Annotated in this window: 9 protein-coding genes; 8 read left to right on the top strand and 1 reads right to left on the bottom strand. The window is 62.5% G+C overall.

All coding sequences use genetic code 11. The features are described from left to right. Window positions 1-126 precede the first annotated feature (126 nt). Window positions 127-2,907 (bottom strand): TonB-dependent receptor, encoded by a 2,781-nt coding sequence (locus AC3RCG_RS06600; protein WP_492404477.1) that lies wholly within the window; start codon window positions 2,905-2,907, stop codon window positions 127-129. 624 nt (window positions 2,908-3,531) lie between these two features. Between AC3RCG_RS06600 and AC3RCG_RS06605 the strand changes: the two genes are divergently transcribed. From AC3RCG_RS06605 to rluB, 8 genes are all read left to right on the top strand, one after another. Continuing rightward, entirely contained in the window at window positions 3,532-5,370 is a 1,839-nt protein-coding gene (locus AC3RCG_RS06605) for an ABC transporter substrate-binding protein (RefSeq protein ID WP_492404475.1), read from the top strand. 28 nt (window positions 5,371-5,398) lie between these two features. After that, entirely contained in the window at window positions 5,399-6,337 is a 939-nt protein-coding gene (locus AC3RCG_RS06610; protein WP_070219240.1) for an ABC transporter permease, read from the top strand. 9 nt (window positions 6,338-6,346) lie between these two features. Beyond that, window positions 6,347-7,462: an ABC transporter permease gene (locus AC3RCG_RS06615; RefSeq protein ID WP_070219239.1), complete on the top strand. Its 1,116-nt coding sequence runs from the start codon at window positions 6,347-6,349 to the stop codon at window positions 7,460-7,462. Between the two features lie 9 nt (window positions 7,463-7,471). Then, on the top strand, window positions 7,472-9,163 hold the full coding sequence (locus AC3RCG_RS06620) for an ABC transporter ATP-binding protein (RefSeq protein WP_492404472.1): 1,692 nt from the start codon (window positions 7,472-7,474) through the stop codon (window positions 9,161-9,163). Window positions 9,164-9,190: 27 nt separating this feature from the next. Further along, window positions 9,191-10,153 (top strand): VTT domain-containing protein, encoded by a 963-nt coding sequence (locus AC3RCG_RS06625; RefSeq protein WP_070291155.1) that lies wholly within the window; start codon window positions 9,191-9,193, stop codon window positions 10,151-10,153. A gap of 377 nt (window positions 10,154-10,530) precedes the next feature. Continuing rightward, window positions 10,531-11,550, top strand: coding sequence for a glucokinase (locus AC3RCG_RS06630; RefSeq protein WP_070219236.1), 1,020 nt, complete (start codon window positions 10,531-10,533; stop codon window positions 11,548-11,550). Between the two features lie 414 nt (window positions 11,551-11,964). After that, entirely contained in the window at window positions 11,965-12,759 is a 795-nt protein-coding gene (scpB, locus tag AC3RCG_RS06635; RefSeq protein WP_070219235.1) for an SMC-Scp complex subunit ScpB, read from the top strand. Further along, window positions 12,752-14,824 carry a 23S rRNA pseudouridine(2605) synthase RluB gene (gene rluB, locus AC3RCG_RS06640; RefSeq protein WP_492404470.1) on the top strand — a complete coding sequence of 691 codons (2,073 nt, stop codon included), beginning with the start codon at window positions 12,752-12,754 and terminating at the stop codon, window positions 14,822-14,824. The genes scpB and rluB overlap by 8 nt, the downstream gene beginning before the upstream one ends. The last annotated feature ends 240 nt before the right edge of the window (window positions 14,825-15,064 follow it).

Genomic DNA, 15,064 nt, shown 5'->3' on the forward strand with positions numbered 1-15,064 from the left:
AGGCGCACAGCAGGTCAGGTTTGCGCTGGCGCAATAGGCGTGTGGATGAGTGCCTTGCGCCACAGTCGCGGATGAAAAAAAAGGCGGTGATTGCTCACCGCCTTGCGCCAGGATACGGGTGTATGCTTAGAAAAACTTGTAGCTGGCGCCCAGTTTGAAGTAGCGGCCGATGGCGCCGCTGGCATCCATCGGGTTATAGCTCATGCCGCCGTAGGTCAGCGGGTCGAGCGGGGCGATCTTGTCGGTCACGTTGTTGATCGAGGCAAACAGTTGCAACTGTTTGTTGACGTTCCAGCGGCTCGACAGGTCGAGCGTGGTGAACGAGGCGAGCTTGCAACCGTTCGGCGCCGGCGTGCCGTTCGCCAGTTTGGAGGCGCAAGGATCGCCTTCAAACTTGATATTTTTCATATCCGAACGGTAGTTCAGCACGCCGCTGACGTTCCAGTTGCCCAGGTCCCACGAGCCGGTCAGATTGATCTTGTCCTTCGGCGTGCCGGCACAGTTGGAGGTATCGCAATTGCCATGCGTGCCGGCGAACTGGTAGCGCACGGTGGCCGACTCGGCGCGCACCCACGAGGCGATGTGGGTCCAGGTCAGGCCGAACGTGGCGCGGCCGTAGTCGCCCAGGCGCACGCGCTGCTTGACGTCCAGGTCGATACCCTTGATCTCCGTGTAGCTGGAGTTGCGGTACGGTGCCTTGGTGATCAGCAAGGTGCCCGTGTTCGGCACCACCACGCCATTGATGGTCAGGTTATTGTCGGCGCGCACGGCCGTCGGCAGGGCGGCCGCTTCGTTGTACGGCAGCGGGTTGATCTCGTTTTCGCGCTTGATCTTCCAGGCATCGAGCGACAGGCTGGTATCGTTGAACGGATCCCACACCAGGCCCAGGGTGTAGCCCTTGGACTTTTCCGGCTTCAGGCTCGGGTCGCCGATCTTGACGGCCGCCACCTGCAGTTCGCAATCGCTGGCATTGGCGCCCGGCAGGCGGGTGCCGCCCGGGCAGCGCACGGGATCGCTGACGGTCGAGGTGCCCGTCGATTGCGAATTGGCATTGCTTTCCGCCGGGCCTGGCGCGCGGAAGCCTTCCGAATACGTGCCGCGCACGGCGAAGGTTTTCACCGGTGTCCACTTTGCGCCCAGCTTCGGCGTGGTCGACGAGAAACGGTCATATTTGTCGTAACGCAAGGCGCCCGATAGCTCCACCGTCTTGATCACGGGCGCCAGCACTTCGAGGAACACGGCCGAGACCTTGCTGTCGCCCTTGGCCGCCACATAGCTGGAGTTGATGGAACCGTCCTGCGTGCCCGACAGCGAAGGATTGTCGAGCTTGTCGCGGCGGTGTTCCGCGCCCACGGCCAGGCCCAGGGCGCCGCCCGGCAACTGCATCAGCTCGCGCGAGGCCTTGAAGTCGATGATGTCGAGCTTGGTGGTGGAATCGGACGTGGCGTTCGTCACCATGGCCGCGTACAGCGAGGCGGGATTCTTGCCCGCCTGCGCGCCGATGTAGTACGGGAAATATTGGCTGTTCGGATTGCCCAGCGCATCCTTGACGACGGCCATGTTCAGCATATTGCTGTAATCGAGGTGCAGCTTCGATTCCGAGTGCGTATAGCCGGCATCGTAGTCCCAGCCCATGGCGTTGCCCTTGACGCCGAGCACGATGCGGTTGAACTCATTGTTGGCCTGGCGCGTGCTGGCGCCCGCATCGAAAGCCTGGTAACGCACGCGCACCGGCACGCCATACGGATTTTGCGGATGGTTGGCGGCCAGCACAATGGTGGTGCCGGCGCCGGAACCGTAGTTGACGACGCCAGTCGGGCTGGTGGCGTTCGGCGGGAAGGCGATGGTCGGCGTGATCGAGGGCGGGATCAGGGTGAAGGCCGTATCGCGCTTCGAGTAGCCCGCCTCCGCATACACCTGGGTATCGGCATTGACTTGCCAGGTGCCGCGCGTATACAGGTTGATCGATTCGATCTTCGGCTGCATCGAGCGGAACTGGTCGTGGTGCCACAGGCAGCCGCCCTTCGGATCTTGCGGCGAAGACACGGACAAGCTGGAGCAGCCGGGCAGGGACACATAGTTGTTGGTGACGGGGTCGCGGATCAGGCCCGTCGGCGAGGGATTGGCGTCGTTGTTGCCATTGATGTAGCCGCCGGCGAACTGGGTGTTGATCGCATAGCCATACGGACGCAGGTCGGCCTTGCCTATCCATTTGCGGCCGGCGCGGTCATTGTTCATCAGCATGTCCGATTTGCTGTACTCGGCATTGAGGACGAAGTTGAATTTATCCGTATCCAGGTTGCCCTTGCCGAAGGTCAGCGAGGCGCGGTGCTGCTTGGCGTCGCTGTCGCCGGAGATGCCCGTGTCGCCTTTCAGGGTCAGGCCTTCGAAGTCCTTGCGCAGGATGATGTTGACGACGCCGGCGATGGCGTCCGCGCCGTAGGTCGACGAGGCGCCGTCCTTGAGGATTTCGATGCGCTCGACGATCTGCATCGGCACGGTGGACAGGTCGGTAAAGCTCTTCTGGCCGTCATCGGCGCGCGCGAACGGCGCCATGCGGCGGCCATTGAGCAAGACCAGGGTCGAGGTGGCGCCCAGGCCGCGCAGCGAGATGGCCGTGGAGCCGGCGGCAAAGCCGTTGCCGAAGCCCGTCGGCAGGGAGCCGGCGCCATCGGCGGTCAGGGTTTGCAGGTATTCGGCCACGGTGGCCTTGCCCGATTTCATCAAGTCGTCGCGGGTGATGAGCTGTACCGGCGACGCGGTCTCGGCCGTAGCCCGTTTGATGCTCGAACCTGTAATTTCCACACGTTGTACATTGGCGTCTTGCGCCATTGCCGGCGCAGCCATCATGCCCAGGCTGAGCGCTGCTACGCTACCCGAAAAAATCAGGCGTACGGAGCGGGACATCACTGTTTCCATCATCATTCTCAGAACTCCGAAAGTATGCTCGGCCGGCCCTTGTGCGGCACAGCTTTGCCAGGGTGATAAAGATTGCTGCGTCGGCAATCGCTATGGATCAAACGGCATATCGTGTGAGCCGTCGTGATCGATAAGACCATTTGTCGAGAAACCTTGTCAACGCGCACACACCCGCTTTCAGCATGGAAACAACAGTGTTTTTTATAATGTTGACGTGTTTCAATATTTGCAATTATTTCAATGTTGCACTGCGATGCGCATTTTCCGTACTGCGATAAAAACGGCTGTCATTCGAATCCGTAAGGGTTACTGCCAGGCCGGTTTTTCATGGCGGCGACCTGTCTTTGTTGCGCTGCGCAAGATTCTCCCGGCGAGGCAGGTGAGCGTGGCGCCACGCCACGCCAGTGCTGCGGCTTTTCGCCCGGCGAACGGAATATGCGTTATCGTTACGCCTTTTTCCGGCTCGCCTGCTTGCAGGTCCGGCTGGCGATGAACAAGGCATAGATCTTGCGAGGATGGACTGGTTTTGGCGGTGGAATCCTGTATCCCAGGGGGAAGCCAGTACAAGCGCACCAATACGGTGCGACAGATAATCGAGATGAAGGGTATTACATGAAGTCACCATGGATGCGGCGCGTGGCGCTGCTCGCCTGCCTGGCCACCCTGCCGCTGGCGGCCGTGGCCGTTGACGCTGCCCCCGCGGCCGCGCCGGTCAAAACCTTGCGCTATATCCTGCCGGCCGCCGAGACGGGCTTCGATCCGGCCACCGCGCGCGACCTGTATTCGAACCACATCACGCAGGCCGTCTTCGACACCCTGTACACCTATGACTACCTGGCGCGCCCCGTCAAGGTGGTGCCCGGCGCGGCGGCCGCCATGCCGGAAGTGTCGGCCGACGGCAAGACCTATACCATCCGCCTGAAAAAAGGCATCCTGTACACGCCTGACGCCGCGTTCGGCGGCAAGCGCCGCGAACTGACGATGGCCGACTACGTGTATTCGTGGAAGCGCCTGTTCGACCCGCGCCTGGCGTCGCCGCACAGCTGGCTGTTCGAAGGCAAGGTGGTGGGGCTGGACGACCTGGCCAAGGACGCGGCCAAGTCGAACAAGCTCGATTACAGCAAGAAGGTGGCGGGACTGGAAATCCTCGACCCGTACACCCTGCGCATCTCGCTGACCAAGACCGATTTCAATTTCCCCATGATCCTCGCCTACGTGCCGACGGCCGCCGTGGCGCGCGAAGTGGTGGACAAATACGGCGACGTGAAGGGCGAAGTGGGCTCGAATCCCGTCGGCACCGGCTACTACACCTTGGGCGAATGGACGCGCGGCAACCGCATCGTGTTGAACCGCAATCCGCAGCACTTGCCGGAAACGTGGAATTTCATGGCTGGCGACGATCCGGACGACCAGCGCATCGTGCGCCAGATGCAGGGCAAGCGCATTCCCGCCATCGACCGCATCGAAATTTCCGTGATGATCGAAGACCAGTCGCGCTGGCTGTCGTTCCAGAGCGGCGGCACTGACGTGTTCTGGCTCGACGGCCCGCTGGCGCCGAAGGCGTTGCTGAATGGCAAGCTGCGTCCCGAGCTGGCGGAGAAGGGCGTGCAGTTGTCGCGTCTGCTGGACCCGGAAATCAGCTATTACTACTGGAATATGGAAGACCCCACCCTGGGCGGCTTCAGCAAGGAAAAGATCGCCCTGCGCCGCGCGATTGCCATGGCACACAATATCGACGAGGAAATCCGCATCATCTGGAATGGCCAGGCCAAGCGCCTCGACTATCCGATCCCGCCCGGCGTCGTCGGCTACGATCCGCACTATAAATCCCTGCTGCAATACGATCCCGTGTTGGCGAATAAATTGCTGGATAAATTCGGCTACAAGAAGGGCGCCGACGGCTGGCGCACCTTGCCGGATGGCAAACCGCTCTTGATCCGCTATGCTTCGCGCAACGAAGCCAACGGCGTGCTGCAGGCGGAAATGTGGCGCAAGACGTACAACTCGCTGGGCATCCGCATGGAAAACGACCGCATGATCTTTTCCGATATCTTGAAGACGGAAAAGCAGTGCAAGATGCAGACGCGCACGGCGCCGTGGCTGGCCGACTATCCGGACGGCGACAATTTCATGCAGCTGTTCTACGGCCCCAACACGCACCAGAACAACAACGGCTGCTACCAGGACCCCGAGTACGATAAATGGTACGCGGCCAGCCAGGCCATGCCGGCCAGCCCCGAGCGCGACGAGCTGTTCCACAAGATGGCGCGCCGCCTGGAAGTCAATGCGGGCGCCCTGATCGGCTACGCGCGCTACCGCAACATGCTGGCGCAAAAGTCGGTGCAGGGCTACAAGAAGCACCCGATCCTGTTCCAGGAATGGGCGTACATGGATATCGACAGCACGGGCGCGCCAGCGGCGCCAGCCCCTGCGGCCTCGGCCAATAAATAAGCGACGCTTATAACAACAAGGAATCATTATGTTTGCTTATATCCTGCGCCGCTTGTGGCAGATGCTGCCCACCATGCTGGGCGTCGTCCTGCTGGTGTTTATATTGTTTAACTGGGTGGGCGGCGACCCCGCCTACATCCTGGCCGGCAAGATGTCGAGTGCGGAAAGCATCGCCAACATCCGCCGCCAGCTGGGCGTCGACCAGCCGTACTACGTGCAGCTGTGGATCTTCATCAAGCAGATCGTCACGTTTGACTTCGGCCAGAGCTGGGCGACCGGCGAGTCCGTGTCGCACATCATCACCTCGCGCCTGGGCCCGTCGATGATGGTCTTGATCCCGCTGACCGTGCTGGAAACGTTTTTCGGCGTGGCGCTGGCGCTGGCCATCGCGTTCGTGCGCGGTTCGCTGACGGACCGCATGGTGATGATCGCCTGCACGGTGGGCATGTCGATTTCCATTCTCGTCTACATCATCGTCTTCCAGTACGGTTTTGCTTACAAGCTGGGCCTGTTCCCCGTGCAGGGCTGGGGCGACAGCTTCTGGGAAAACCTGCTGCGCTATTCGACCCTGCCCATCCTGATTGGCCTGGCCGTGTCGATCGCGCCGACCCTGCGCCTGTTCCGCACCTTCGTGCTGGACGAGGCCAACCAGGATTACGTGCGCACGGCGCGCGCCAAGGGCCTCAAGGAAGGCCGCATCATGTGGGTCCACGTGCTGCGCAACGCCGGCATTCCCATCATTACCTATGTGATGTCGAACTTGCCGGCCCTGCTGATCGGCGCTTTCCTGCTGGAACGTTTCTTCGGCATTCCCGGCATCGGGCGTGAAGTGATTTTGGCCGTCGAGCGCAGCGACTTTCCGGTGATCAAGGCGATCACCGTGTATGTTGCCGCCGCCACCATGCTCTTCAACCTGCTCACCGACCTGCTGTACCAGGCGGTCGATCCTCGCGTACAACTGAAGTAGAAAGAGACGATGTCGAAACCTCATACATCGCCCGGCCTGTGGGCCCTGGCGTGGCGCCGTTTGCGCGGCGACAAGATTGCAATGGTATCGCTGGCCGTGGTCGGCGCATTTTTCCTGCTGGTGCTGGCGTCTGCCAGCGGCCTGGTGGCGGCGAACTGGGAAGACGAAGTGGCCGTCAGCTATGCGCCGCCCACGTTTGTCGGTGCCGACAAGGATGCGGCCGGCGCCGCCGACGGCGCCATTCCCCTGGCCGATGAGCGCAGCGCGCCCACGCCAGTCAACGTGCTCGACCCGCTGGCCGACGATATCGCCGAACTGCGCGCCCAGATGGGCAGCAATCCATCTGCCGGCGTCGAGATGTACGGCGTCACCGACCCGCTGGCCGACGACTTGACGGCCTTGCGCGCGGGCATGGGCAAGACGAAAAAGCTGATCGCGCACAAGGCGGCGACCTTGCCGTTCGGCGCCGACAAGTGGGGCCACGATATCGTGCAGAAAACCATCAAGGGCGGCGAGACGTCGATCGTCGTGGGCCTGGTGGCGGCCTTGCTGGCCGTGGTGCTGGGCACGATCTTTGGCGCCGTGTCCGGCTACTTCGGCGGCATCGTCGATGATTTCTTCAACTGGTTCTACAGCATCTTCACGTCGATCCCGTCGATTTTGATGATCTTGACGGTGGCGGCCGTGCTGCAGCAGAAGGGCGTGCTGACCATCGTGCTGATTCTCGGTTTGACGGGCTGGACGGGGCCGTACCGCTTGATCCGCGCCGAATACATCAAGCACAAGGCGCGCGAATATGTGATGGCGGCCGACGCCATCGGCGCCTCGCACTGGCGCAAGATGTTCTCGCACATTTTCCCGAACGTGAGTCACGTTGCCTTGGTGCAAATGTCGATTCTCGTCGTGGGCTTCATCAAGGCGGAAGTGATCCTGAGTTTCCTCGGCTTTGGCGTGCCGGTGGGCACCGTCTCGTGGGGCAGCATGCTCAACGAGGCACAAAATGAACTGATCCTGGGCAAATGGTGGCAGCTGACGGCCGCCGCCACGGCGATGGCCGTGCTGGTGACGGCGTTCTCGCTGTTTACCGATGCCTTGCGCGATGCGCTCGACCCCAAAGTGAAATAGGAGTTGCTCATGGACCAGAATAACCTGTTGGAAGTGCGCGACCTGCGCGTCACCTTCCGCCTGGACAAGAAGACCACGTTCGAAGCCGTCAAGGGCATCTCGTTCAACGTGCCGCGCAACAGCACCGTTGCCCTGGTGGGCGAGTCGGGCAGCGGCAAGTCCGTCAGCTCGCTGGCCGTGATGGGCCTGCTGCCGCCTGACAGCACCATCATCGATCCGCAATCGCGCATCCACTTCGGCGGGCGCGATTTGCTGCAACTGTCGATCGCCGAGCGCCGTACCATGTGCGGCAAGGATATCTCGATGATCTTCCAGGAACCGATGTCGTCCTTGAATCCCGTGTTCACGGTCGGCTTCCAGATCGCCGAAGTGCTGCGCCAGCACATGGGCATGAACCGCAAGCAGGCAAGGGCGCGTACGCTGGCGCTGCTCGAAGAAGTGGGCATACCCGACCCGGCCACGAAGATCGACGCCTACCCGAGCCAGATGTCGGGCGGCCAGCAGCAACGCGTGATGATCGCCATGGCGATCGCCTGCGAGCCGAAACTGCTGATCGCGGACGAACCGACGACGGCGCTGGACGTGACGATCCAGAAGCAGATCATGGACCTGATCGCGGCGCTGCAAAAGAAGCACCAGATGTCGGTGCTCTTCATTACCCACGACCTGGGCCTGGTGGGGGAGATCGCCGACCAGGTGATCGTCATGCGCCACGGCGAAGTGCGCGAGACGGGCGAGGTACGGCAAGTGTTCGAAGCGCCGCAAGACAGTTACACGAAAGCGCTGCTGCATTGCCGACCGTCCTTGGACGAGCGCCCGTGGCGCTTGCCCGTCATCGCTGATTATATGGAAGGCAAGGCTGGCCCCGGCGTTGAGGTGAAACAGCGCACGCGCGGCTACACGCCGGGCGACGAACCGGTGCTGGTGGTGAATAACCTCAGTAAAAGCTTTTATACGCGCGAGGGCCTGTTCGGCAAGCGCGAATTCCAGGCCGTCAAGGACGTGTCGTTCACTTTGCCGCGCGGAAAAACCCTGGGCGTGGTGGGCGAATCCGGCTCCGGCAAGACGACGGTGGGCCTGACCCTGCTGCGCCTGCACCAGGCGACGGGCGGCACGGCCATGTTCCACGGCAAGGATCTGATTGCCATGCCGAACAAAGAGTATTTGCCCTATAAACGCCGCATCCAGATCATCTTCCAGAATCCGTACGCGTCCTTGAATCCCCGCTTTACGGTGGGGCAGATTTTGCTGGAACCCATGCGCATCCACAAGATCGGCGTCGATGACAAGGAACGCATCGCCAAGGCCTACTGGCTGCTCGATAAAGTCGGTTTGCCGGAACAGGCTTTCCACCGCTATCCGCACGAGTTCTCGGGCGGCCAACGCCAGCGCATCGCCATTGCCCGTTGCCTGACCATGCAGCCGGAGATTCTGGTGTGCGACGAATCCGTCTCGGCGCTGGACGTGTCCGTGCAGGCGCAGGTGCTCAACCTGCTGCAGGATTTGCAGGATGAATTCGGCCTGTCCTACATCTTCATTTCGCACGATTTGTCCGTCGTCAAATACATCGCCGACCAAGTGATGGTGATGCACAAGGGGCAGGTGGTGGAGCTGGCCGATTCGGACGAGCTGTACCGCAATCCCGTGCATCCGTACACGCGCACCTTATTAAGCGCCATACCGAAGGGCGTGCAGTTGTAGGGGGCTTTTTACGGTAAGATAGCGGCCATGCCCAACCTCATTTATCTGCTCGAACATTACGGTGTCCTGATTGTCTTTGGCATCGTGCTGGTGGAGCAGCTCGGCTTGCCGATTCCCGCCTTTCCCATTCTCGTGGTGGCGGGGGCGCTGGCCGTCGATGGCGACATGAATGGGGGGCTGGTGCTGGCCGCCGCGCTGGGCGCCTGCCTGATCAGCGACTTCACATGGTTCCGCGCGGGCCGCCATTTCGGCAAGCGCATCCTGCGGCTGCTGTGCCGCATCTCGCTATCGCCCGATTACTGCGTCAGCCAGACGGAAGACAAATTCAAGCGTTGGGGCCCGAAAGCCCTGATCGTCTCCAAGTTCGTGCCGGGATTCAATACCGTGGCCGCGCCCATGTCGGGTGCGCTCGGCACGCCGCCGCGCCTGTTCTTCCTGTATGCGGGCCTGGGCGCCTTGCTGTGGAGCGGCACCGGCATCGCCGTCGGCGTGATCTTTCACGCCAGCGTGCAGCAGGTGCTGGACTTGCTCAGCACCATGGGCAGTACGGCCTTGCTGATGCTGGCCGCCTTGCTGGGCTTGTTCCTGCTGTACAAATTCCTCGAACGCCGGCGTTTCCGCCAGGCCTTGCAGATCGAGCGCATCGGCATCGACGAATTGCTTGAACTCATAGAGCAGGGCGAGGAGCCGCTGATGGTCGACGCGCGCAGCGCCACGGCGCAAGCGCTGGAACCGGCCGTGCCGGGCGCCTTGTTCTTCAATGGCAAGGAACCCGTGCCTGCCATGATCGCCATGGACAAGGACCGCCACATCATCGTGTATTGCAGCTGCCCCAATGACGTGACGGCCGCGCAAGTGGCCAAGCTGCTGCACCAGCACGGCTTTCACCGGGCCAAGCCCCTGCATGGCGGCCTCGACGCGTGGAATGCCGCCTACCGCTCGGACCAGCCGACACCCGCCAGCCTGCTGGGCGAAGGCTTGCCCTCCTGATCGGCGCATGCCTGCCGCATCGCCGGCGGACCGTAAAAACCGGTAGTAATAATACGAAAGTGCTGTCGTGGGGCCGCCAGGACGGCAGCGCCGCGCCAGCGCCGCCCCATATAAGCGGCTTTGCGCAAACTGCGGCATACTCTTGTTTTCAGGCGATTCCTGCTGCTATGCAGCATGCTTTTGGTGTATCTGTCGAGTGTAGGTACTTACTATAAATCATTGTTTTCGAGTAACTTTGGCCTTGCCTGTTGCATTTGGAGTGGAACTACCAATAAAGGCTTGTTTTGATGTACTTAAACTACAAACTTTGCTTGCCTCCGGGCGCATTCATCCTTTAAGCTTGGCGTCCCATGCGTCCCACTTCATCATTTAAAATCATGAGCGCTTCGTCTTCTCCCGTACTGCCGACTTCCGCCTTTGCCGATGGACCGCGCCTGCTGGCCGACGTGGGCGGCACCAATGCCCGTTTCGCCCTGGAAGTGGCCGCCGGCCACATCACCCTGGTCGAAGTGCTGCCCTGTGCCGATTACCCGAGCCTGTCCGCCGCCCTGCAAGCCTACCTGGCCCTGCCGCACATCGCTGCCGCAGGCGGGCAAGCCGTGCGCCATGCCGTGATCGCCATTGCCAACCCCGTCGACGGCGACTTCCTCAGCATGACGAACCACCACTGGTCGTTCTCGATCCGCGCCATGCGCGAAGAGTGCGGTTTCACGACCCTGGATGTGGTCAACGATTTCACGGCCCTGGCGCGTTCCTTGCCGCAGCTGTCGAGCGAACAGAAGCACCAGGTGGGCGCGGGCACGGCCCGTCCGAACACGGCCATCGGCCTGATCGGCGCCGGCACGGGCCTGGGCGTGTCGGGCCTGATTCCTTCGCACGGCGGCTGGATCGCCCTGCAAAGCGAAGGCGGCCACGTCAGCTTTGCGCCGTTCAATGAGACGGAAGTGAGCATCCTGCAATTTGCCTGGCGCGAATACGAGCACGTCTCGGCCGAGCGCCTGATTTCCGGCGATGGCCTGGAACTGATCTACCGCGCCCTGGCCGACCGCGCGGGCGTGCCGGCCGAAGCCTTGCCGGCGGCGGAAATCACGCGCCGCGCGCTGGCCGGCGAATCCCAGCTGTGCGACGACGTCATCGAAGCGTTCTGCTGCATGCTCGGCACGGTGGCGGGCAACGTCGCCGTCACCCTGGGCGCGCTGGGCGGCATTTATATCGGCGGCGGCATCGTGCCACGCCTGGGAGCGCGTTTCGACCGTTCCGGTTTCCGCGCCCGCTTCGAGCGCAAGGGCCGCTTCGCCAATTACGTGTCACAAGTGCCGACCTTCGTCATCACGGCGCAGTATCCAGCTTTCCTGGGTGCATCGGCCATTCTTTCGGAGAAACTCGCCTCCCTGTGATGCGCGAGGTACGGGCGATGTGTCGCGCCAAGGCCGGGTAAAACGCGTGTTTTGCCCGGTTTTGCGCTTTTCCGCTTTTTATCAGGTACAATTGGCATCGTTGGATGAAACGACGACTGTCGCTCTCCTGTCTGGCTGGTTCGCCGCCACGGGAAAAGCAGCTGCTCCGGAGATCGCTTCATTGCTGGTTACTTAGTGAAGGTTAATTAAGGCCAGCACCATGGATGGCAGGACTTTCACTGCATCCGCTTTAATCCCGCTTTGCGCGCATCGGCCAAGGCGTCGGAAAAACAGCCTCAACTAGTAACCCAGCACGGCGTCATTATCGATGTCTGCCATCTGTTACGTTGAAATGAACGTTTTTGATTTCTTTCTCTGCATACGAATTGCAACACACATCCGCACAGAATTGCTATGAATACAATTGAGGCTAAAAAAGTCCTCGAAACCGCGTTGCTGTGCGCTCGTGAATCGCTGACGATCCACAGCCTGAAAAAGCTGTTCGTCGATGCGGACGAGAATGGTCGTGTGCGCGGTGTCGGCGTTGGCGCCGACACGATCAAGCAATTGCTGGAAGAGTTGCGCGACGAGTGGGAAGGGCGCGGCATCGAGATCGTCAGTCTGGCTTCGGGCTGGCGCTTTCAAAGCCGCCCGGAAATGAAGATGTATCTCGACCGGTTGACGCCCGAGCGGCCGCCCAAGTATTCGCGGGCGACCCTGGAAACCCTGGCCATCATCGCCTACCGCCAGCCGGTGACGCGCGGCGATATCGAGGAAATTCGCGGCGTTGCCGTCAATTCGCAGACGATCAAGATGCTGGAAGACCGTGGCTGGGTCGATGCCATCGGCTACCGCGACGTGGTGGGACGGCCGGCCTTGCTGGCCACCACCAAGCAGTTTTTGGATGATCTGGGTTTGCAATCGCTGTCCCAGCTGCCGCCTTTGCAGCAAATCAGCGAGATGCAGGGCAATGGGCTTGAAGCCCTGGAAGCGGCCCTGCAGGAAAATTTTGACAAGGCAAGCAATGAGCTTGTCCCCCAGCTTGGTGCAGGTAGCAATACGGCTGTGACAGATGTAGATGTGACAGCAAGCCTTGATGCCGGCCCCGATGCTTCGCCCATGGACGAAGCCTACACTCACGACCCTGCGCCAGAATTAACGGTTGACGCTGCGCCAGGTCAGCACAGCCAAGAAACGAAGAATGAATAATCCGAACACACCCGAGACAGTAACCGCCAGCGACGAAGCCATCGTTGCCAAGCCCAAGCGCCGCACCAAGGCCCAGATCGAAGCTGACGCGGCTGCTGCCGGCACGGCTGGCGACGCTGTCGCCGCCAAGCCGAAGCGCCGCACGAAAGCCGACGTGGCCGCCGATGCGCCCGTCGCTGAAGCTGTCGCTGCCGACGCTGCGCCCGCCGCCAAGAAAACCCGCGCCAAGCCGGCCCTGAAGGCCGTGGCCGACGCCGCGGAAGCCGCAGCCGAGGCGGTTGCCGCCCCGGCGCCGCGTCCGCCGCGCGCCCGCGCCGCCGCCAAGGCAGCTGCCGCCGTCGCTGAAACGGCGCCGGAAGCCGTCGCTGACAAGCTGGCCGAAGCACGCCCGACCCGCGGTCCGCGCCAGATGCGCGGTGTGCAAGCGGAGCGCGCGTTGCGCCAGCCGCCGCGCGCCGAAGCGCCGCAGGCAGCCGATGCCGTTGCCGCAGCACCTGCCGCAGAGCAAGCTGCCGCGCCTGTCGCCGATGTGTTCGATGCCGAAGGCAACCTCGTGTCCGGCCCGCGCCTGCCGCGCGGTCCCCGCAACGACGTGCCGGGCGCCGGCAAGAATGCCGGCAAGAGCCGTAAAAAGGGCAAGGGCCGCCAGGCTGCGCCAGGCAAGCTCAGCGACGCTGATGCCGTCTTCTCGTTCGTTACGTCCGACGCCTTCGACAGCGAAGAAGGCGGCACGGGCCGTGTACAGAAAGCGGCCGTGCGCCGCGACCTGACGTCCGACGACGATGCGCCGAAGCTGCACAAGGTGCTGGCCGAAGCCGGTCTCGGTTCGCGCCGCGACATGGAAGATCTGATCATTTCGGGCCGCGTGTCCGTGAATGGCGAGCCGGCCCACATCGGCCAGCGCATCTTGCCGAGCGATCATGTGCGCATCAACGGCAAGTTGATCCAGCGCCGTGTCAGCAAGAAGCCGCCGCGCGTGCTGGTCTACCACAAGCCGGCCGGCGAAATCGTCAGCCACAACGACCCGGACGGCCGTCCATCCGTCTTCGACCGCCTGCCGACCATGAAGGCGGGCAAGTGGCTGGCCGTTGGCCGCCTCGACTTCAACACGGAAGGCTTGCTGTTGTTTACCACGTCCGGTGACCTGGCCAACCGCCTGATGCACCCGCGCTACGGCATCGACCGCGAGTACGCCGTGCGTACCCTGGGCGAGCTGGAAGAGGGCATGCGCCAGAAGCTGCTGGCCGGCGTCGAACTGGAAGACGGCCTGGCGCAGTTCTCGAAGATCGCCGATGGCGGCGGCGAAGGCATCAACAAGTGGTACCGCGTGGTGATCGGCGAAGGCCGTAACCGCGAAGTGCGCCGCATGTTCGAAGCCATCGGCCTGACCGTTTCGCGCCTGATCCGTACCCGCTACGGCGCCATGACCCTGCCGAGCGGCCTGAAACGCGGCCGCTGGGAAGAGATGGATGAAAACACCGTGCGCGACCTGCTGACCGCCTACGGCATCGAAAAGAAAATGCCGGCATCGGGCGACCCCCGTGCCGCTGGCGCCGCCAAGGGCCGCGAAGCGCGCAAGGCCAGCCGCGATGACGAGCCGAATGGCAACCGCATCGATGTGAGCAACCGCAACGCCGATCCGTTCCCTGTCGCGCCGCGCCGTGGCCAGCCGCAAGGCCAGTTTGCCCGTCCGCAAGGCCAGGGCCGCCCGGGCGGCGCCGGCCGTCCAGGCGAAGCGCGTGGTCCGGGCCGCGGCCAGCCGCAAGGTCCGTTCCAGGGCGGCCAGCCCCGTTCGTCGGCATCGTTCGAAGGTGCGCAAGGCCAAGGCCAGGGCCGTCCGCCGCGTGCGGCAGGCCAGGGCCGTCCGGGTGGCGAAGGCCGCGCGCCGCAGCGCGGTCCGCGCCAGCCCGATCCGCTGCAAACGGCCTTCGGCTTCGCCAACACGGGTCCGCGCCGCAATGCCGGCGGTGGTGCCGGTGGGCAAGCACGTTCCGGCGGCCAGCCGCGCGGCGGCATGGATCGCGGCGGCATGGATGGCATGCCGCGCCGCCGCAGCAAAGGTTAATCGGGAAGAGTTTCTTCTTGCGCGCCCGCCGATCTGCCGCGGGTGCGCGCTCTTGTAACTGTTGTAAGCCGGGCCGCTCCTCGTGTGCGGCATTGCGGCGAAGTTAATAAGAGGTTATAATCTGCAGCCTAATAAAAGTTCTCCGCAGGGTTGTTTGGTGGGGAGTGCTTTCATCTGGTTGGGAAAATACAAGAAGATGGGCAGATGCCCATTTTTTTTTTGTTGAACCGTTTGTAATGG

It is taken from the genome of Janthinobacterium sp. GW823-FHT01H08, assembly GCF_058797855.1.

Coding starts and splice junctions, on each gene's coding strand:
- AC3RCG_RS06600 (WP_492404477.1), bottom strand. CDS start 2,907: ATGTCCCGCTCCGTACGCCTGATTTTTTCGGGTAGCGTAGCAGCGCTC.
- AC3RCG_RS06605 (WP_492404475.1), top strand. CDS start 3,532: ATGAAGTCACCATGGATGCGGCGCGTGGCGCTGCTCGCCTGCCTGGCC.
- AC3RCG_RS06610 (WP_070219240.1), top strand. CDS start 5,399: ATGTTTGCTTATATCCTGCGCCGCTTGTGGCAGATGCTGCCCACCATG.
- AC3RCG_RS06615 (WP_070219239.1), top strand. CDS start 6,347: ATGTCGAAACCTCATACATCGCCCGGCCTGTGGGCCCTGGCGTGGCGC.
- AC3RCG_RS06620 (WP_492404472.1), top strand. CDS start 7,472: ATGGACCAGAATAACCTGTTGGAAGTGCGCGACCTGCGCGTCACCTTC.
- AC3RCG_RS06625 (WP_070291155.1), top strand. CDS start 9,191: ATGCCCAACCTCATTTATCTGCTCGAACATTACGGTGTCCTGATTGTC.
- AC3RCG_RS06630 (WP_070219236.1), top strand. CDS start 10,531: ATGAGCGCTTCGTCTTCTCCCGTACTGCCGACTTCCGCCTTTGCCGAT.
- scpB (WP_070219235.1), top strand. CDS start 11,965: ATGAATACAATTGAGGCTAAAAAAGTCCTCGAAACCGCGTTGCTGTGC.
- rluB (WP_492404470.1), top strand. CDS start 12,752: ATGAATAATCCGAACACACCCGAGACAGTAACCGCCAGCGACGAAGCC.